Source organism: Streptomyces chartreusis (assembly GCF_008704715.1).
GTDB lineage: Bacteria > Actinomycetota > Actinomycetes > Streptomycetales > Streptomycetaceae > Streptomyces > Streptomyces chartreusis.
The window spans coordinates 7398873-7418160 of the sequence record NZ_CP023689.1 but is presented as its reverse complement, the minus strand read 5'-3'; the positions used below and the strand labels follow the sequence as shown (position 1 = coordinate 7418160).

The following is a 19288-nucleotide window of genomic DNA, read 5'->3' as shown; positions in this document are numbered from 1 at the left end:
GCTCCCGAAGCCCGTCCCCGACACCGATCGAGCTCGCCGCCCCGGCCGCCCGAGGAGCCAGCTCGGACCCCGCCGCCCCACCCCCGGCCGGCGCTCGCCACCACCCCCACGACCTCGACACCCACCCCACGACCTCGACACCCACCCCACGACCTCGACGCCCACCCCCACGACCTCGACGCCCACCCCCTGGACGTTCGCGCATGTGGTCGCGTCGTTCGGCCATGGTCACTGAGGTCGTACAGGATTTCACTTGAGGTGACGGACGGGGCCGGGCATGATCTCGGCGGGATGCGGGAGTTGAAGTTGACATGATCGATGGGCCGTACTTCGTACTGATCGTGATCGGTGTGGTCGGCACCGGCCTCGTGGCCGGGGTCTTCTGTGCCTTCTCGACCTTCGTGATGCGGGGGCTCGCCGCGCTGCCGCCCGCGCAGGGCGTCGCCGCGATGAAGGCGATCAATGTGACCGCGCTGATGCCGGCGTTCATGCTGGTGTTCATCGGGACGGCGGTGCTGTGCGCGGTGATCGCCGTGGTGACGTTCGTGCTCTGGCCGGACGAGGGGACGGTGGCGCTGCTGCTGGGCAGCGCGCTGTATCTGTTCGGCTCGTTCGGGGTGACCATGGTGGCGAACGTGCCTCGCAACGACACGTTGATGAAGCTGGAAGCGGGCACGCAGGAGGCGGCCGACTACTGGCCGACGTACGTGCGGGAGTGGACGATGTGGAACCACGTACGGACGGTCGCCTCGGCCGCCGCGACGGTGTCGTTCGTGCTGGCCGTCAGCTGACCCGGACGCCTCCGAGAACGGCCGTCCGCTGACGGAAACACCCCGAGAAAGCGCTGTCCCTCCACTCTGCGCACGTGACCGGTGAGACGTATCGTTGCGGGAAGAGTGCCGCCCGATGACGCACGGCTCCACCCGCGTCACGCGCGCACGCGCACGCGCATGCGAGGAAGACGGCCATGGCCGATCCCAAGGGTTTCATGACCACCCCCCGCCAGGACTGGCCGCGCAGGCCCGTCGAGGAGCGGGTCGGGGACTGGGACGAGGTGTACGTCCCCGGGGCGCTGCTGCCGATCATCAGCAAGCAGGCCGATCGCTGCATGGACTGCGGCGTCCCGTTCTGTCACGAAGCCTGTCCGCTGGGGAATCTGATCCCCGAGTGGAACGACCTGGTGTCGCGGGAGGACTGGCGGGCGGCGGCGGATCGGCTGCACGCGACGAACAACTTCCCCGAGTTCACCGGGCGGTTGTGTCCGGCGCCGTGCGAGGCGGGGTGTGTGCTGGCGATCAATCAGCCGGCCGTCACCATCAAGAACGTCGAGTGCGCCATCGGCGACCGGGCGTGGGAGGAGGGGTTCGCTCCGCCCCGGCCGCCGGACCGGTTGTCGGGCCGGACGGTCGCGGTCATCGGGTCGGGGCCCACGGGGCTCGCGGCGGCACAGCAGCTGACCCGGGCCGGCCACACGGTCGCCGTGTACGAGAAGGACGACCGGATCGGCGGGTTGATGCGGTACGGCATCCCCGCGTTCAAGATGGAGAAGCACCATCTGGAGCGGCGGATCGAGCAGATGCGGGCCGAGGGGACGAAGTTCCGTACGTCGACGGCGGTCGGGCGGGACATCGGGGCGGCCGAGCTTCGGTCGCGCTACGACGCCGTGGTGATCGCCACCGGGGCCACGGCCTGGCGTGAACTGTCGGTTCCCGGGCGGGAGTTGAGCGGCATCGAGCAGGCGATGGAGTATCTGCCGCTGGCCAACCGGGTGTGCGAGGGGGATCTGGAGTCGTCCCCCATGTCCGCCGCCGGGAAGCATGTCGTCATCGTCGGCGGCGGGGACACCGGCGCCGACTGTCTGGGCACGGCCGTGCGCGAGGGTGCCGCGTCCGTGACCCAGTTGGACATCTACGCCCAGCCGGGCGCCGAGCGGGACGAGGACGCCGAGCCCTGGCCGACGTACCCGAAGATCTACCGGCTCTCGGCCGCGCACGAGGAGGCGCGCGACCTGGAGACCGCGCCGGCGGCGGACGCGGACGCGCGCCTGTTCGCGGCGTCCACGCTCCACTTCACGGGCGACGCCGACGGGCACGTAAGGTCGCTGCACCTGGTCGAGGTGGACGCCGAGCGCCGTCACAGGCCGGACACCGGGCGGACGCTGCCGGCCGACCTGGTGCTGCTCGCCCTCGGCTTCTCCGGGCCGGACCGGACGGACGGGCTGATCGAGCAGTTGGGGCTGGAGATGGAGCCGCGCGGCACGATCACACGGGACGTCGGGTTCGCGACGAACGTGCCGGGCGTGTTCGCCGCCGGGGACGCTGCCAGGGGGCAGTCGCTGATCGTGTGGGCGATCGCCGAGGGACGGGCGGTGGCGGCGGCCGTCGATCATCACCTGACGGGGAGTTCGAGGCTGCCGGCACCGATCTCGCCGTACGACCGGCCGATGACCGTCTGACGCGGCGCCGCTCGATGGGGTGCCGGGGCGGCAGCCGATGGGGCCGCTCACCAGCGCCGCATCGCCCCACAGCGCCGCCGCGTCAGCCCGCCCCACCAGCCCAGCCACCTCAGCCCCGCCCCACCAGCCCCGCCTCAGCAGCGGCGCTCGTCCGTCCCCGCCAGCTCCGCCCCACCTCATCAGCGCCGCTCGTCCGTCCCCGCCACTCCGCCCCGCCTCATCACCGCCGCTCGTCCGTCCCCGCCACCTTCCCCGTCGCCAGCGCCACCCTGTTCCAGGTGTTGATCGTCATGATCAGGGCCAGCACATGGGCCAGTTCGGAGTCGTCGAAGTGGGCGGCCGCCTGCGCGTAGGCCTCGTCCGGGACGCCTCCGTCGGCGACCAGGGTGACGGCCTCCGTGAGGGCCAGGGCCGCCTGCTCGCGCTCGGTGAAGAAGTGGCGGGCCTCGCGCCAGACGGCGACCAGGTGCAGCCGGTCCTCGCTCTCACCGGCCTTGCGGGCGTCGTTGGTGTGCATGTGGAGGCAGTAGGCGCACTGGTTGAGGAGCGAGGCGCGGATCTGGATCAGTTCGACGAGGGCCGGGTCGAGGCCCTCCCGGGCGGCGGCGTCGAAGCCGACGATCGCGCGGAAGACCTTCGGGGCGGACTTCGCGAAGTCCAGTCGGGTGCGGGCGGCCTCGGCCTCGGTGATGGCCCCGGGGATGTCGATGCCGGTGCTGTTCTCGATCGTGTTCGTCGTCATGTGGACCAACCTACGGATCGGAAAGACCCACTGTAGGGTGCAATTCCATGACGGATTCACGGGTCAATTCCTGGGTGGACCCGGCGCGGCGGATCGGCGCCGACCTGCATCTGGACCTCTCGGAGTCGTCCGGTCCCGGCGGTCGGCGGGCCGCATTGACCCGTGCGCTGCGGGACGCCGTGCGCAGTGGGCGGCTCGCGCCGGGCACCCGGCTGCCGCCGTACCGTTCGCTCGCCGCCGACCTCGGGGTCGCCCGCAACACCGTGGCCGACGCGTACGCGGAACTGGTCGCCGAGGGCTGGCTCTCGGCCCGGCAGGGCTCGGGGACGCGTGTGGCCGAGCGTGCCGAGCCCCTGCGGCGCGCCGAGCGGGTGCCGCGCAAGGCGCCGCCACGCGCGCGTGGCCCTCGGCACGACCTGCGGCAGGGGACGCCGGACGCGTCGGCGTTCCCGCGGGCGGCCTGGCTGGCCTCCTGCCGGCGGGCGCTCCAGCAGGCGCCGAACGAGGTCTTCGGGCCGGGCGACTCTGCCGGGCGGATCGAATTGCGCGAGGCGCTCACCGAGTACCTGGCACGCGCGCGTGGCGTGCGCACCGAGCCGGACCGGATCGTGATCTGCTCCGGCTTCGCGCACGCTCTGCGGCTGCTGTTCGGCCAGGACCGGTCCGGGGGCGGCGGTGTGCTGCGCGGGCCGCTGGCCGTGGAGGCGTACGGGCTGGGTTTCCACCGGGAACTGCTCACCGCCGCGGGCGTACGGACCGTACCGCTCCCCCTCGACGAGGACGGCGCGCGCGTGGACCGGCTGGCGCGGGAGCGCGCGGTGCTGCTCACGCCCGCGCACCAGTTCCCGACCGGCGGCCCGCTGCACCCCGAGCGCCGTACCGCCGTGATCGACTGGGCACGCGCGCGTGGCGGCGTGGTCCTGGAGGACGACTACGACGGCGAGTTCCGCTACGACCGCAAGCCTGTCGGAGCCGTCCAGGGACTGGATCCGGAGCGGGTGATCTTCATCGGCTCGGTCAGCAAGAGCCTGTCACCCGCGCTGCGGCTGGGGTGGATGGTGCTGCCGGAGCGGTACGTCGGCGACCTGCTCGCGGCCAAGGGCGAGCGCGAGGCATGGGTGAGCGTCCTCGATCAGCTGAGCCTCGCCGACTTCATCGTCTCCGGGGCGTACGACCGTCATGTACGGCGCATGCGGCAGCGTTACCGGAGCCGCCGCGACCGGCTGGTGGCCGCGCTCGCCGAGCATGCGCCGCACGTTGAGGTGACGGGTGTCGCCGCCGGGCTCCACGCGGTGCTGCGGCTGCCGCCCGGCACCGAGCGGTCCACGGTGAAGGCGGCCACCTGGCAGGGCGTCGCCCTGGACGGCCTCGCCGAGTTCCGGCACCCGGACGCGCACGAGGAGGACACGCCGGCCCGCGACGGCATCGTCGTCGGCTGCGCCACGCCCTCGGAGCATGCCTACGGGGCGGCGCTGGAGGCGCTGTGCGGGGTACTGCCCCCTGCCGAGGAACCGACACCGGGCGAATGAGAGGGCCGACCAGGCTCCCTGTATACCCGTCAGACCCTGCAGAGCGGCCTCAGTCGCTCTGCGGGGTCTTCCTTCTGCGAGGGTCGGTCGCCCTACGGCTTGCGGCCCACCGCCCCGTACCCGGGAATGACCCCGTCCTCCTGCCCCGCCACGGGGTCCCCCAGGTCGGGGTGCCACTGGTGCGGCACCTCCACGCCCGGCGGGACCAGTTCGAGGCCGTCGAAGAAGCGGGTGAACTCGTCGCGGGAGCGAAGGGCCAGCGTGACGCCCGCCGCCTTGAGCTTCTCGGTCGCCGCCGCCGACTCCTCTGGAGTGAAGTCGGCGGTCGCGTGGGTCATCACCAGATAGCTGCCCGAGGGTAGTTCGGACAGCAGCCGGCCGACCAGCTCGTGCGCGCCGTCCTCGTCGGAGACGAAGTGCAGCAGCGCGACGAGGGACAGGGCGACCGGGGCGCTGAAGTCCAGGATCTTCCGGGCACCTTCGACGATGGCGTCCGGGTCGCGGACATCGGCCTGCAGATACTCGGTGACGCCCTCCTCCGTGCCGCGCAGCAGGGCCGCCGCGTGGGCCAGCACGATGGGGTCGTTGTCGCAGTACACGACCCGGGCGTCGGGGGCGATCCGCTGGGCGATCTGGTGGAGGTTCGGCTCGGTCGGGATACCGGTGCCGATGTCCAGGAACTGCCTCACGCCCTGCCGGGCGAGCCAGCGGGTGGAGCGGTGCATGAACGCCCGGTTGACCCGCGCCATCACGGGGACGCGCGGGTCGAGGGCGAGCATCTGCTGCCCCATGGCCTCGTCGACGGGGTAGTTGTCCTTCCCGCCGAGATACCAGTCGTACATCCGCGCGGGATGCGGCTTGCTGGTGTCGATCTCGGTCATAAGGCACTCCGTAACACGCAATGGATTATCAACTAAGCACCAAATCAAGAAAGTTGCACGAGAGAAGAGAAGGCAATCGGTCAGGACAGCAGGAAGTCGGCCTCCCCCGCCTTGGCGCCCTCGATGAACGCGGTCATCTCGTCCGTGGTGTAGATCAGCGCCGGCCCGTCCGGGTCGGTCGACTGGCGCACGGCGATACGGCCGTCGGCGAGCTTCATCGCCTCCAGACAGTTGCCGCCGTTGCCCCCGCTCCACGGCTTATGCCAGCCCTCGCTGCCCAAGTCCCGCGCGGGCATACCGTTGTAGACGCTTATGCGCGGCTTGATGCGATCCATTCACAGCTCCTTGCGGAGATCCCGCAGGATCTCCTTCGTGCGATGTGCCGTAGCGGCCTGCGCCGCCATGCGGTCCATGACCTCGAGGTGGGTCGCCACCTCCGCGCGCGCGTCGAGATAGACGGCGCCGGTCAGGTACTCGCTGTAGACCATGTCCGGCAGTTCTGACATGGCAAATCGGAACAGCACGAAGGGCCCGTACGTGCCGGGGTGCGGCCCGTTCGCGAACGGGGCCACCTGCAACGTCACGTTGGGCAGCTTCGTTGCCTCGAGCAGTCTGTCGATCTGGTCCCGCATCACCTCCGGGCCGCCCACCTGGCGGCGCAGCACGGTCTCGTCCATCACGACCCACAGCCGGGGAGCGTCCTCACGAGTGAGCAGTCGCTGGCGTTGCATGCGCAGGGCGACATGGCGCTCGATGTCGTCGGGGCTGGTCTGGCCGATAGCGCCCGACTTCAGCACTCCGCGCGCGTAGCCCTCGGTCTGGAGCAGACCGGGCACGAAGTGGGGTTCGTAGGACCGGATGAGGGCGGCGGCGCCCTCCAGGCTGACGTACATGGAGAACCAGCCCGGCAGGATGTCGTGGAACCGCTGCCACCAGCCGGGCTTGTTGGCCTCCTCGGCCAGCAGTACGAACGCCTCGGCCTCCTCCTCGGAGATGCCGTAGGCCTTCAGGAGCAGTTGCAGGTACGGGATCTTGAGGCCGACCTCGGCCATCTCCATGCGCCGGACCGTCGCGGGCGCGACGCGGAGGACACGGGCGGCCTCCTCACGCTTGAGCCCTGCGCGCTCCCGCAGGTCCAGCAGGCGCCGACCCAGGACGACCTGGCCGACCGTCGGCGCGGACCGCGGCTCGCTCACGCTCCACCTCCACGAATGAATCCGTACGCATCCCTGCAGACCGACTGGGCCGGACCGGCCGAGTCGGACCGACTGAATATAGACAGAAGGACCGAATCCCGGCAGATCGACCGAACGCCGACAGGCCAACCGAACGCCGACAGGCCGACGGCGCCATTCGAAGACCTATTCGAAGATCGCGGCGGATCCCCGGTGATCCCAACTGGCGCCGTTCGACATGCTGTTGCGAGCAGTGTGCCACGGCCTTCCAGAGAGTCACACAGCACTCTGCATATTTCAGAGTGACACTTGCCAAGTGTTCACGGCGGGGCGATAGTGGCAAGCGTGATTCCGTCCCCGCCCTTAGGAACAAACGCCACTGTGGTCCCCCACGGCCTCGGTGCCACCACGGGAATCGGCCCCCAGCGGAGCGTCGGCGACGAGCGCCGGTTCCGGTTCGAACTGGCCGCCCATCCGGGCTCTCCCGCGCAGGCCAGACGCCTGACCAGGGCGCGGCTGAACGGCTGGTCGGTGTGCGAGGACACCTGCGACACGGCGGCACTCGTCGTGTCCGAGCTGGTCACCAACGCGATCGTGCACACCGCCAGCGAGCACATAGTGTGCGAGCTGCACGACGGCACCGACCTGGTGCGCATAGCGGTGCGCGACGAGGGTTGCGCGCCGGGTGAGCCCCACCCGTCGCCCGCGCGTCCCGAGGAGGAGCACGGGAGGGGACTGCTCCTCATAGACGCCCTCTGTCACGCCTGGGGGGCGCAGGAACACGGGTCCGGACTGGTGGTCTGGGCCGATCTGCCGCGCGGAGCCGCTTTCGGCGACGTGCCGCACACCGACAACGAGCCTTGCAGCGACCTCGGCTGGGGGTCCCGGCCCAAACCGGGTCCGCCCGGTGTCCCGGGCGACGAGGACGAGGCCGAGGCACGACACGACGGGGGAACGGGATCCGCATGGCTGTGAGCGGCGTGTCCGGCGGCGGTCAGGTGCTGAGCCTGGATTCGCTGGTCCGCCTCCGTCGCGGCATGCGCACATCGGCCGCCCCGCGCCGCCTGCCCGTTCCGGAGGGGATGACGGCTCCCCTGGGCTGCGACGCGGTGGCGGTTCCCGCCCGCTTCGGTCCCCTGGTCCTGCCCCGGCTGCCGCGCGTGGGGTCCGTGTACGCCGACGACGTCCACTGGTGGTGGATCCTCCCGTCCGACTCCGACTACGCACTGGAGTGGCCGACGGGCGTGCGGTACAGCACGGGGGCGGTCGTCGTGGACACCCCGCGGCTGATCCACCGCGGGGACGGGACGGTGCCCTACACCCCGCCGATCCCGCTGTATCTGGCGCTGTGCAGGGTCATGGGAACCACGCCGACCTGGTCCAAGCAGATCACCGCATAGCGCTCGGCGGCCCCGTCCGCCGTCCTCGGGCACGGGTGCCCGACGGCGCACGCCCGCGTGCACCTCCCACCCCCACTTACGCCCTCCCCTCGAACGTCCCCGCCCCGCCATAGTGGCCCTCCGTCGTCGAGGGCGGTCGGGGGAGGCTGTGCGGTGGGGAAGAAACAGGGCGCCGGTGAGGCTCGGGTGTCGGAGTCGGAGCGGCTGCTCTTCGGGGGTCCGCTGCGCTACGACATGGGGTGGAACCAGCACCGGGACGCGTTCCTGGAGCTGAGCCTGCGGGCCATGGTGACGCGGCTGCCGTCCCTGCTTGGGTCGAGCTTCAGGCTCGCCTGGCAGGCCGACCGGCGGGCCGCACGGACCGTGCTGGCGGCCGAGGTGGGCCGGGGTCTGGCGCAGGCGGTCGGGCTGCTCGCCGTCAACAGTGTGCTGGGGCGGCTGATCGAGCCCGGGGAGCTGGCGGAGCGGCTGCGAGGTGCCGTTCCCGCACTGGTCGCCATGGCCGCCGTGATGGTCGTCTCGACGCTGCTGCGGGCCGCGTCGACGTACGCCACGGGGCGTCTGGAGCCCAAGGTGGAGCGCGTGGCGACCGAGCTGTATCTGGAGCGGGCGGCCGCGGTGGAGCTGTCCGCGATCGAGGACCACGCCTTCCACAAGCTGCTGGACACCGCGCAGTACGGCGCCGCGTCCGCCCGCCGCATGATCTCCTACAGCGCCCGCGTGGTGAACGCGGGCATCTCGCTGATCGCCGCGGCCGGTGTGCTCGCCGTGCTGCACCCCGCCCTGCTGCCCCTCCTCGCCACCATGACGCTGCCGAGCGCCTGGAGCGCCCTGACCAACGCCCGGCGCCGCTACGAGTCCTTCCACACCTGGGTGCAGCACGCCCGCGCCGGCCATCTGATCAGCGGGCTGCTGACCGAGCCCGCCGCCGCGCCCGAGATCCGGGTGCACGGGGTCGGGCCCTTCCTGCTGCGCCACTACCGGGCGATGTCGGAGACGGCGGAGGCGGAGCAGGCCCGGCTGGCCCGGCTCGCCGCGCGCACCGGGCTCATCGCGGCGGCGTGGACGGGGCTCGCGACCGTGGCGACGTACGCCACGCTGGGCGGTCTGCTGCTGGCCGGCGCCATGGCACTGTCCGTGGCGGGTACGGCCGTGATCGCCATCCGCACCGGGTCGTCGAGCCTGGACAGCCTGGTCCTGGAGGTCAACGCGCTCCACGAGGAGGCGCTCTTCGTCGGCGATCTGCAACGGCTCTACGTCGAGGCGGCCGAACGGGCGATCCCGGTCGGCGGCGCCGCCCTGCCCGTGGACCCCCGGGAGATCCGCTTCGAGAACGTCAGCTTCTCCTATCCGGGCGAATCCGCGCGCCCCGCCCTCGACGACGTCACGCTCACCCTCCCCCTCGGCCGGATCGTCGCGCTGGTCGGCGAGAACGGCTCCGGCAAGACCACCCTGGTCAAGCTGCTCGCGGGGCTCTACACCCCGGACCGGGGCCGTGTCCTGTGGGACGACGTCGACGCGGCCGGCGCCGACCGGCACCAACTCGCCGAGCGCATCGCGATGGTGGCCCAGGACTTCAAGCGCTGGCCGTTCACCGCCAGGGTCAATGTGGCCGTGGGCCGGTCCTCCGCGCCGCTCACCGAGGAGCGTCTGGCCACGTCGGTCGCCGAGGCGGGGGCGGAGGAGGTGGTGGCGGACCTGCCGCGCGGCCTGGACACCCTGCTGGCCCGGCAGTTCAACGGCGGGCACGAGCTGTCCGGCGGGCAGTGGCAGCGGCTCGGGATCGCGCGGGCGGCCTACCGGCGGGGCCGCATCCTGATCGTGGACGAGCCGACGGCGGCCCTGGACGCACGGGCCGAGCTGGAGGTGTTCGAGAAGATCCGCGCCCTGGCCTCCACCGGCCAGACGGTCGTCCTCATCACGCACCGGCTGGCGTCCGTCCGCCATGCCGATCTGGTGCACGTCCTCGACCAGGGCCGGCTCGTGGAGTCCGGGACTCCGGACGAACTGCTGGCCACCGGCGGTGTCTACGCGGAGCTGTACTCGCTCCAGGCCGAGCAGTTCACGACCCGGGTGCCGGCCCCGAAGGCGAGCTGACCGGCTCGCCCCTGCCCGGGCTCACGCGGCGGCGTCCACCGCTCCGTCGCCGCGCACGATCACCAGGAACGCGTCCGTCGCGAGGTCCATGACGACCTCGGCGGGCAGCCCCTCCATGCGTCGCGCGTGCGCGAACTCCTCCGCCGGCCACGATCCTCGCGGCCCGCCCGCGGGAAAGCGTTCGAGCACTGTTCGCCCGTTCACCATCCTGACCTCCGATAAGCGTCGTACTTGTAGGAGTTAACGCCTGGCGGAGGTGAATCGCCTCGGTCAGTGACGGGACTGAGACGTAGTTGACACTCGTTCACGGCTATGTGTGAGCACTCGCTCACTCACGATGATCTTCCGCTACGTCCCGTGTCAGTCGTCGTACTCGTCGTGATACCGGACGCGTTCGCTGCCCGCGGGCGCCCCGAGAGCCGACGCGCGCCCCTTGGGTTCCTCCCACTCCTCCTGCCGGCCCAGCGCGGTGAGGTCGAGGAACCCGGTCGTCGAGCCCAGTCCGTCCAGGCCTCGCTCATAGGTCGAGTAGGTGTGGAAGACGCGGTCCCGGTCCCGCAGGAAGCAGCTGACGCCGGGCCGCTCCACCAGCTCGCCGTCGAGCTCCAGGGTCACCTCGAAGTCGCGGTTGAAGTCACCGGCGTACGACGAGAACCACGGCAGCGTCCAGCCCATGCGCGCCTTGAACGGCAGGATCCGGGTGAACGGCGCCCGGGAGACGGCGACGAGGTTCGTCCCGCGCGCCTTCAGATGCGCCAGGTGACCGATCTGGTCGAGGAACCCGGAGCAGCTGCGGCAGCCCGCGTCCCATTCGGGGGCGAACATGAAGTGGTAGACGACGAGTTGCTGCCGCCCCTCGAAGAGGTCGAGCAGGGTCGCCTTGCCGTCTCCGCCCTCGAAGACGTACTCCTCCTCGACCTCCACCATGGGCAGTCTGCGCCGCTCGGCGTTGAGGGCGTCACGCGCGCGCGTGGCCGCCTTCTCCTTGACCAGCAGTTCCTCACGTGCCGCGCGCCACTGCTCGCGCGAGACGATCTCCGGAAGCGACATGGGACGCCCCTCCTGTGCAACGGTCCGTTCGGGGTGGTGACCGGAGCCGGGGGCGGAACTCATCGGCGGGCCCGAAGAATTCTCAGAACTCCTTCCCGGAGTACGACACCGGCAGCGCGAGCAGGCCACGCGCGCGCAGCGAGCGACGCCACCGGGGTTCCCCGTCCGCGAGGGCGAGTTCGGGGAACCGTTCCAGCAGCGCGGTCAGGGCGATCTCGGTCTCGGCACGGGCGAGCGGCGCGCCGAGGCAGTGGTGGACGCCGTGGCCGAGGGCAAGGTGTCCGGAGGTGTCGCGGGAGAGGTCGAGGCGGTCGGGGTCGGGGAAGCGGGCCGGGTCGCGGTTGGCGGCGGCCAGGGACAGCAGGACGGTCTCGCCGGCCGGCACGGGGACACCGCCGATGGTCATGTCCTCGGTGGGGAAGCGGCGGATGGCGAGCAGGGCGGGGCCCTCGAAGCGGTGGAACTCCTCCACGGCGGCGGCGATGCCCTCGGGGTCCGCACGCAGGGCATCGAGCTGTTCGGGGTGCCGGAGCAGCGCCAGCACCGCGTTCCCGATGAGCTGCACGGTGTTCTCGTAGCCGGCGAAGAGGATGAGGAAGGCGAGGGACATCAGCTCGTCCTCGCTGAGCCGGTCGCCCTCGTCGCGGACCGCGATCAGGTCGGAGAGCAGGTCGTCGGCGGGTTCCTCGCGCTTGTCGGCGAGGAGTTCGCCGAAGAAGCCGAGCATGGCGACGACGGCCGCCTTCGCGTCCTGCGGGCGGGACGGGTCGGGGGCGACGAGGGTGTCGGTCCAGACCCGGAAGTCCCGCCGGTGCCGGTCCGGGACGCCGAGGAGGTCGCAGATGACGGTGATGGGCAGGGGCGCCGCGTAGGAGGCGATCAGATCGGTGGTGCCGTGTGGGCCGAGGGCGTCGAGCAGCCGGTCGGCGGTCTCTCGGATGGGCGCGCGGAGCTGCTCCACCCGGCGCGCGGTGAAGGCCCGCACGACCAGCCTGCGGATGCGGGTGTGGTCGGGCGCCTCCATGTTGAGGAGGTTGGCGTCCAGGGCGGGCGGCAGCGTGAGGCCCTGGTAGTTGCCTTCCTTCGCGTGCCGCTTGTCCACGGAGAGCCGCGGGTCCGTCAGTGCCTCGCGTACGTCCTGGTACCGGGTGACGATCCAGGCCGGGTTGCCGTCGGCGCCGGCGATGCGGTGCACCGGCGCGGTGTCGCGCAGGCGCCGGTACACGTCGTGGGGGTGGTCGATGAGGCCGTCGGCGGGATCCATGGGGATCAGCCTAGGGGCGGCCTCAGCTGTCGTAGTCCTGGATCCGCCTGCCATGACCGCGGTCGAGCAGAGCGGGCATGCGCTCCCCCAACTCCCGTACCACCGCTGGCACATCGAGCGTCAGCAGCTCCCGGTCGCGCATCAGGATCCGCCCGTCGACGACGGTCGTACGCACGTCGGAGGAACGGGCGCTGTGCACGAGGGTCGCGGCGAGGTCGTGCACCGGCTGGGTGTGGGGGCCGCTCAGGTCGACCAGGACGATGTCGGCGCGCCGGCCGGGTGCGAGGGTGCCGAGGCGGTCGCCGAGTCCGACCGCGCGGGCGCTCTGGAGCGTGGCGTGGTGCAGGGCTTGACGTGCCGTCAGCCAGCGCGGGTCGCCGGTGGTCGACTTCTGGACGAGGGCGGTGAGCGCCATCGACTCCCATACGTCCAGGGAGTTGTTGGACGCGGCGCCGTCCGTGGCGAGGCCGACGGGGATGCCGATGTCGTGCAGGGCGCGCACGGGTGTGGTGGTGGGCCAGGCGAACTTCAGGTAGCCGCGCGGGGCGGTGGCGACGGCCGTACTGCCGCTGGCTGCTTCGAGGAGCGGCAGGTCGCTGTCGAGGATGCCGGTGCCGTGGGCGATGAGGACGTCGGTGTCGAGGATGCCGGTGCGCCTGAGCACCTCGATGGGGGTGACGCCGTGCCGGGCGAGACTGGCCTCGGCCTGGTCGCGGTTCTCGGCGGCGTGGAGGTGGACGGGCAGGCCGTGGTCGCGGGCGAGTGCGGCGGTGGCGGCGAGGTCGGCGTCGTCGACGGTGTACGGGGCGTGCGGGGCGAGGGCGGTGGTGATGCGGCCGTCGGCGCCGCCGCGGTGCCGCAGCGCGAACTCCAGCGACTTCTCCCGCCCTCGGGGCCCCTGGGAGGAGAAGTACGCCTCGCCGAGATGCGCCCTGATCCCGCACTCCTCGACGACGGCGGCTACGGCGTCCATGGAGAAGTAGTGGTCGGCGAAGCAGGTGACGCCCGCGCGGATCATCTCGGCGCACGCCAGCCGCGCCCCCAACTCCACGTCTCTCTCCGTGAGGTTGGACTCGATCGGCCACACGACGTCGTTGAACCACTCCTCGATGGGCAGGTCCTCGGCGACGCCGCGCAGGGTGACCATCGGGGCGTGGGTGTGGCAGTTGACGAGGCCGGGAAGCGCGACCTGCCCGGCGGCGTCGATCCGCTCGGCGGCGTCCCGTCCGCGCACGGCGTCGGCGCTGGTGACGGACTCGACGACTCCGTCGCGTACGACGATCGCGGCGTCCTCCTCGAACCCGATCCGCTCCTGGTCGTCGTGCACGAGGACGGTGCATCCGGTGATGATGAGGTCGGCGGGAGCTTCTGCGGGAGAAGGCGTCATCACGCCAACGTACGACGCGGTCGTCGGGTCGGGTGAGGTGAACCGCGCATCCGGTCAGAGGTCTGTCGCACCGGTCCGGAGCACGGGCACGCTGGCCTCGTCACGGCCTGCCCGACGGCCGCACCAAGGCCCTCCGGCGGCATCGCGGCCCACGGCTTCTGGAAGGAGCCCGGCATGCTCCTCGGCACCTGGAACCTCGAGAACCTCTACCGGCCCGGCGGCGAGTTCGGCCCCAAGGACAAGGCGGCGTACGAGTCGAAGCTCGCGGCGCTGACGGCGGTCGTCACCGAACTCGACCCGGCGCTGCTCGGCGTGCAGGAGGTCGGTGACCCGGAGGCCCTGGGCGACCTGGCCGGGCTGCTGACCGGCGACTGGCACATCGCGCTCTCCGAGCACCCTGACGGCCGGGGCATACGCGTCGGCTTCCTGAGCCGTACGCCGCTGCGCGTCCTGCACGACACGTCCGCCTTCCCGCAGCGCCTGAAGCCGGTGCAGACGGACGACGACGGAGCCACCGTGTCGGGCTCGGGCCGGGGCTTCCTCGCGGTGGAGACCGAACCGGAGCCGGGGGCCGGGCCGCTGCGGATGGCGGTCGCCCACCTCAAGTCGAAGCTGCTGTCCTACCCCGGGGGCCGCTTCAACCCGCGCGACGAGGGCGAACGCGCCCGCCACGGCGCCTACGCGCTGTACCGGCGGGCAGCCGAGGCGACGGCGCTGCGCGCGCTGGCCGACGTACTGCTGGCCGGGGACGGCCGAGAGCGGGACGTGGCGGTCGTCGGCGACCTGAACGACGAGGTCCAGGCGGCGACCACGCAGATCCTGCTGGGCCCGCCCGGCTCGGAGATCGGCACGCCCGGATTCCGGGTGAAGGACAAGGGCGACGCGGCCCGCCTGTGGAACGTGGCACCGCTGATCCCGGCCGAGCAGCGCTTCTCACGCGTCAACTCCGGCCGCCGCGAGCTGATCGACCACATACTGTGCAGCCACCGTCTGATCGGGCGGGTGACGGCGGCGGGGACGGGAGTGCCCGGGGCGGCCGGTACGCCGGAACTGCCGTCGGTCGGGCCGGATCCGCAGCAGCGGCGGGGCGAGGCGGGCTCGGACCATGCGCCGGTCTGGGTGCGGGTCGGGGACTAGGAGGTCCCGTGGGGGCTCCCGTGGGCCCCGGAGGGGCTCCGGTGTCACCCGGCGAGGGGCACCTCGGGGGCGTCGGGCATCCGTAGCCCGATCTCGTCACGTTCCTCGGCGAGTTCGTCGAGCAGTTCGTTCAGCTGAGCGAGGTGCCACGGCGTGAGCCGCCCCGAGTCGTCCAGGTGGACGGCGCACGCGGTCGTCGTGTCGACGAGCCGTTCGAGGGTGGCGACGACGTCGTCCGCGCCCTCGGTGTGCCGGGCGAGCGTGGGCAGTTCGGCGGCGGCGAGGGCGATGGCGGTACGGGACTCGGCGAGCGCACGGTAGGCCTCGCGGCGGAGGGTCCAGCGCAGGGCACGGGCGTCGGCCCCGTGGTGTGCGGCTCCGCCCGACTCGCTCAGCACATGACCGAGATAGGCGTACGCGGCCCGCCCGGCCGCCCCCAGCCGCGCCCGCACACCCCCACCCCTCTGTCCCGGCATCGGCAGATGCCCCACGACGAGCACGATCGCGCACGCCAGCAACGTCTCCCCGATCCGGCTCACGGAGGCCTGCGGCTCGCCGCCCACCATCACCAGGGCGAGCACGAGGACGGTCACGACGGCGGTCTGCGCGGCGAAGTGCCGGGTGGCCACGGGAATGAGGGCGCCGCTGAGAGCCACGAGCGCGATGAGCCCTTCCGGCCGGGGCAACACGGCCGCGAACCCGGCGAACAGCAGGGCACCCAGCACGGTGCCGGCGGCCCGGCACAGCACCCGGGACACGAGCGGCCCGAGGTCGGGCTTGACGAGGAAGACGGCGGTGGCCGGGAGCCAGTACCAGTGCTCGTGCTGCCCGTACCACTGGGCGCGGTACAGCACCTGCGCGATGGCGGCGCTGGCCCCGAAGCAGAGGGCGACACGCAGCCCGTACTCCCTGCCGCCGGCCCCGAACACGGACCGCAGGAGATCCCCGGCCGTACGACGCCGGGTGTGCAGGTCCCGGTTCTCCCTGCCCCGGTCGAAGGCTTCGGCGGCGTGCAGCAGGGCGTCGTCGAGGGCGCGCAGGGCGGGGGCGGATCGGGAGGGTGCGGGGAGGGGGCCGGTGTGGGTGTTGCCGCGTACGGCGGCGGCGAGACGCCGGGGGCCTTCGGAGGCGCGGGCGGGCACGGGTTCGCCGGCCCAGGCGAGCGCGGTGGCGGCCTCGCCGAGCGGCAGGGCGGCGGCGTACTGCGCGTGCAGCCGGCGCTCGGCGGACGAGGAGGCGTACCGGCGCAGCCGGGGCCCGGTGAGGGCGTCCTGGGCATGGTCGAGGGTGGCGGTGAGGGCGGCACGGCGGGCGGTGGCCCGGTCGGTCCCCACGGCGTCGAGCAGTTCGGCGACGGCGTCGTACACCCCGGCCACCGCGTCCCGCTCCCCGTCGAACCGGAAGTCCCCGACGAGGGACCCGGGCGTGGGCAGCACCAGCCGGAGCAGCACCAGCCACAAGGCACCCCCGAGATAGGCGAGCGCCCGCTCCCACCCGCTCTCGGGCAACGGCATCCCGGCCCCGATGGCGGCGGCGACCAGCAACTGGGTCCCGGCGGCGGACGCGACGGGCCCGACGGCGCTGATGCCTCCGGCGAAGAGCCCGAGCCCGGCAAGCAGAACGGTGAGCGCGACGGCCCCGAGCCGATCCCCCGCGACCGTCCCGACGAACAGCCCGGCCGCACCCACCACAGCGGGCACCCCGAGCCGCCGCACGGAGCCCCGGCGGCTACCGGGCCGGTCGTTGATCCCGGCGAGCATGGCGGCGATGGCCGCGACAACACCGAGCGAGGTACGACCGACAACGACCGCGACCAGCAACAACGGCCCAGCGGCCAACGCCCCACGCGCGACCGCACTCCATGGAACGGGCCCCCGCTGCGCACGCAGAGCATGCGCGATCCAGGGCGGAAGCTGCGGCCGACGCAACACAACACGACGCACGGGGCGGGACACAGGGCTCCTGTCGGAACGAGGGCGAGGAAGCACGCCTTCGGGCGACGGTGGCCGAGCGACGAGACCGCGATATCGACTGCGGCCTGTGATGTCCACGGTAGGGGTGAGTCCCTGGTGGGGATGGGACATCCGGGTTTCGAGGATGTGACGATGCTTGAAAACAGCACGTTCTTTATGAACGCAACTCCGGTGAGGGCGTTCGCCGCTCTCACGGGGTCGGCGGCTGCCGCCCGGGTGCGGTTCACGGCGCGGGAGTTTCCCCCGACCAGATCTCACGCATGAGCGCCCGGCGTTCGCTCGATGCCGGCAGCCGACGGAAGCCACCCTGCGGGGGATCGTGGTAGACGCAGTCGATGCCGTAACGGTGGAGGAGTTCCACGTCCGCGCTCTCGGGTGCCTCGGGGAACAGAGCGGTGAGCCGCCGCGCCGGCGACGGGCTGTGGGGAGCGTAGTCGAGCAGCTGTGCCAACGCCTGCCGCACATGACCGTGGCCCGACGCACTCTTCGCCTCGATCACCTCCGGCTCATCGGCGGCATCGACGTACATGTCGCTGATGCCGGACGGGCAGTAGAACCGACTCGCTGTCACACCGCGAGCGGCGAGGAACTCGCGATACTCCCGGACCAGCCGGGCCTCCCGCCGATCGACGACGATCAGACGCCGACTCCGCCGGTACTGGGTGCGGTTGGTGCGCAACTCCTCGAGGGCCGCGAGGCGTACGGGGTCCGGGCCATCAGGCGTGGGCGGTCGGAGCACCGGTGGCTCAGCCGCACTCGGCGTGATCATGAAGTCTTCGAGGACCGAACGTGCCTTGTCGCCCCTCAGGACCATCTGGCCGGGAAAGTTGTGAGCGGGCCGGTATCCGATGGACGCGTTCAGTTCCTCGTACGGGATGTCGGCCGGAACCAGGTCCAGAAGGCTGTAGACGGTGTGCCAGCTCGCTCCGCCGTTCCGGGGCGGCCACAGCAGGTCGGCAAGGGCCCCGTTGCGGAAGATCGCCCCGACCTCCCCTATGGCGCGCACCTGCCCTTGGCCCGTGAACAGGACGACATCTCCGGCGGCGACGTCCGCGAGCTTGCGATCGTGTGCGGGGGTCGCTCCCCAGAACCTGGCGCTGCCTTCGGGATGAAGAGACCCGAGCTGCTCACGTTGCTCGACGGTCAGCACACGGTCCACGCGCGACGCTGTGAACTCCACTTGCCGGTCGACCGTGTCCGCCCAGTGACGGCGTGTTTCAGGGCTTCCGTACGACGGGGATACGAGCACCCGCACCATTCGATTCCTTCTCGCTCGGTTCGCTCAGAAATCCAGGATCCGCTTCGGGTTCGCTGCCTCGAAGATCGCCTGGGCTCGGGCGATCGCCTGGGTCAGGGCCTCCGGATCCGCTCCTTCGGACAGTGACGCCAAAACGCCGTCCACGGTTCGCAGCCCGGCCCGCTCCAGCAACCTCTTCTCGTTCGTCACCCACTCCCCCCGGCCCGCCAGCACCGCGTGCCCCGTCTGTGCGGCGGCTGTGGCGAGGGCGCCTGCGACCTCGGTGAGGCGGGCGGCGGGGGCGTGGTTGGCCTTTGCGTAGGCGAGGGTGGCCTGGGCCGTGGCGTACCAGCGTTCGCTCGCCGTGCGGCGGAGTTGCTGCGGGTAGTGGGCGGGGGTCGGCAGATCGCCCCGCAGGACTCGGTTGATCGCCAGTTCCGCGACGACCAGGTAGCTGGGGATCCCCGCGAGATGGAACAGCAACGGCTCGACCCGGAACCGTCCCTCCTCCGCCTCCGCCAACTCCCGCTCCACCACGTCGAGATCGCGGTAGTGGACGTCCACCCGCCGTCCCTCGATCGTCAGCCACGCTCCCCCGTTGAACACCCCGCCGCCCCAGCCGCCGACCTCCGACACCTCGCCCTCCCAGCCGAGGGCGCGCAGGTCGGACGGGTCGAAGGGGCCTCGGTAGTAGACGGCCAGGTCCCAGTCGCTGTCGGGGCGGTGGGTGCCCTGGGCCCGGGAGCCGCCGAGGGCGACGGCTCGGACGGTGGGGAGGGCGGCCAGGCGGTCGGCGGTGGTGTTGAGGAAGGCGGTGTCGTCGGGGGTGGGCATGGGGGTGAGCGTACGGAGTGGTGGGGGGGTGGTTCCAGGCAATTGGTGGGGGCGTGGTTCCAGGCGGTTGGGGGCCGTTGGCCCGGCGGGCGAGCGGGGCATTGTCAGTGGCGCGCGTTATCAATGG

Annotated in this window: 18 protein-coding genes; 7 read left to right on the top strand and 11 right to left on the bottom strand. The window is 71.8% G+C overall.

Going from position 1 to position 19288, the window contains the following annotated elements:
- Nucleotides 1-311 precede the first annotated feature (311 nt).
- The gene (locus tag CP983_RS32665; protein WP_125529954.1) at nucleotides 312-791 is read left to right on the top strand and encodes an anthrone oxygenase family protein; all 480 of its coding nucleotides are present in this window, start codon (nucleotides 312-314) and stop codon (nucleotides 789-791) included.
- A 176-nt stretch (nucleotides 792-967) separates the two neighbouring features.
- On the top strand, nucleotides 968-2455 hold the full coding sequence (locus tag CP983_RS32660) for a glutamate synthase subunit beta (protein ID WP_150503594.1): 1488 nt from the start codon (nucleotides 968-970) through the stop codon (nucleotides 2453-2455).
- Between the two features lie 220 nt (nucleotides 2456-2675).
- Here CP983_RS32660 and CP983_RS32655 read toward each other — a convergent pair whose 3' ends face one another.
- Nucleotides 2676-3197 (bottom strand): carboxymuconolactone decarboxylase family protein, encoded by a 522-nt coding sequence (locus CP983_RS32655; RefSeq protein ID WP_150503592.1) that lies wholly within the window; start codon nucleotides 3195-3197, stop codon nucleotides 2676-2678.
- A gap of 47 nt (nucleotides 3198-3244) precedes the next feature.
- Between CP983_RS32655 and pdxR the strand changes: the two genes are divergently transcribed.
- Nucleotides 3245-4726, top strand: coding sequence for a MocR-like pyridoxine biosynthesis transcription factor PdxR (gene pdxR / locus CP983_RS32650; RefSeq protein ID WP_150503590.1), 1482 nt, complete (start codon nucleotides 3245-3247; stop codon nucleotides 4724-4726).
- A gap of 92 nt (nucleotides 4727-4818) precedes the next feature.
- On the opposite strand, the gene CP983_RS32645 is transcribed toward pdxR, so the two are convergent.
- From CP983_RS32645 to CP983_RS32635, 3 genes are all read right to left on the bottom strand, one after another.
- Nucleotides 4819-5607, bottom strand: coding sequence for an SAM-dependent methyltransferase (locus CP983_RS32645; protein WP_125529575.1), 789 nt, complete (start codon nucleotides 5605-5607; stop codon nucleotides 4819-4821).
- An 80-nt stretch (nucleotides 5608-5687) separates the two neighbouring features.
- Complete coding sequence (locus CP983_RS32640) at nucleotides 5688-5942, bottom strand: DUF397 domain-containing protein (protein WP_125529574.1); 255 nt, start codon at nucleotides 5940-5942, stop codon at nucleotides 5688-5690.
- The gene (locus CP983_RS32635; RefSeq protein WP_107907141.1) at nucleotides 5943-6803 is read right to left on the bottom strand and encodes a helix-turn-helix domain-containing protein; all 861 of its coding nucleotides are present in this window, start codon (nucleotides 6801-6803) and stop codon (nucleotides 5943-5945) included.
- Between the two features lie 315 nt (nucleotides 6804-7118).
- Between CP983_RS32635 and CP983_RS32630 the strand changes: the two genes are divergently transcribed.
- From CP983_RS32630 to CP983_RS32620, 3 genes are all read left to right on the top strand, one after another.
- A complete protein-coding gene (locus tag CP983_RS32630; RefSeq protein WP_107907140.1) occupies nucleotides 7119-7757 on the top strand; it encodes an ATP-binding protein in 639 nt (212 codons plus the stop codon).
- Nucleotides 7748-8182 (top strand): hypothetical protein, encoded by a 435-nt coding sequence (locus tag CP983_RS32625; protein ID WP_167537797.1) that lies wholly within the window; start codon nucleotides 7748-7750, stop codon nucleotides 8180-8182. Before CP983_RS32630 ends, CP983_RS32625 begins: the two co-directional genes overlap by 10 nt.
- Nucleotides 8183-8416: 234 nt before the next feature.
- Complete coding sequence (locus CP983_RS32620; protein ID WP_373309879.1) at nucleotides 8417-10279, top strand: ABC transporter ATP-binding protein; 1863 nt, start codon at nucleotides 8417-8419, stop codon at nucleotides 10277-10279.
- A gap of 21 nt (nucleotides 10280-10300) precedes the next feature.
- Here CP983_RS32620 and CP983_RS32615 read toward each other — a convergent pair whose 3' ends face one another.
- The 4 genes from CP983_RS32615 to CP983_RS32600 form a co-directional block, all read right to left on the bottom strand.
- The gene (locus CP983_RS32615; protein WP_030948256.1) at nucleotides 10301-10486 is read right to left on the bottom strand and encodes a hypothetical protein; all 186 of its coding nucleotides are present in this window, start codon (nucleotides 10484-10486) and stop codon (nucleotides 10301-10303) included.
- 153 nt (nucleotides 10487-10639) lie between these two features.
- Nucleotides 10640-11329, bottom strand: a complete 690-nt coding sequence (locus CP983_RS32610) for a DUF899 domain-containing protein (protein WP_150503586.1) — start codon at nucleotides 11327-11329, stop codon at nucleotides 10640-10642.
- 82 nt (nucleotides 11330-11411) lie between these two features.
- The gene (locus CP983_RS32605) at nucleotides 11412-12593 is read right to left on the bottom strand and encodes a cytochrome P450 family protein (protein ID WP_150503584.1); all 1182 of its coding nucleotides are present in this window, start codon (nucleotides 12591-12593) and stop codon (nucleotides 11412-11414) included.
- 22 nt (nucleotides 12594-12615) lie between these two features.
- The gene (locus CP983_RS32600; RefSeq protein ID WP_150503582.1) at nucleotides 12616-13980 is read right to left on the bottom strand and encodes an amidohydrolase; all 1365 of its coding nucleotides are present in this window, start codon (nucleotides 13978-13980) and stop codon (nucleotides 12616-12618) included.
- Between the two features lie 174 nt (nucleotides 13981-14154).
- On the opposite strand from CP983_RS32600, the gene CP983_RS32595 reads away from it, so the two are divergent.
- Nucleotides 14155-15117, top strand: coding sequence for an endonuclease/exonuclease/phosphatase family protein (locus CP983_RS32595; RefSeq protein ID WP_150503580.1), 963 nt, complete (start codon nucleotides 14155-14157; stop codon nucleotides 15115-15117).
- 44 nt (nucleotides 15118-15161) lie between these two features.
- Here the strand turns inward: CP983_RS32595 and CP983_RS32590 are convergent, their stop codons facing one another.
- The 3 genes from CP983_RS32590 to CP983_RS32580 all read right to left on the bottom strand — a co-directional run bounded on the left by CP983_RS32590 (nucleotide 15162) and on the right by CP983_RS32580 (nucleotide 19161).
- Nucleotides 15162-17048 (bottom strand): FUSC family protein, encoded by a 1887-nt coding sequence (locus CP983_RS32590; protein WP_229914982.1) that lies wholly within the window; start codon nucleotides 17046-17048, stop codon nucleotides 15162-15164.
- 265 nt (nucleotides 17049-17313) lie between these two features.
- On the bottom strand, nucleotides 17314-18249 hold the full coding sequence (locus CP983_RS32585) for a hypothetical protein (RefSeq protein ID WP_150503576.1): 936 nt from the start codon (nucleotides 18247-18249) through the stop codon (nucleotides 17314-17316).
- Nucleotides 18250-18372: 123 nt separating this feature from the next.
- The gene (locus CP983_RS32580) at nucleotides 18373-19161 is read right to left on the bottom strand and encodes a nucleotidyltransferase domain-containing protein (protein WP_150503574.1); all 789 of its coding nucleotides are present in this window, start codon (nucleotides 19159-19161) and stop codon (nucleotides 18373-18375) included.
- Nucleotides 19162-19288 lie beyond the last annotated feature (127 nt).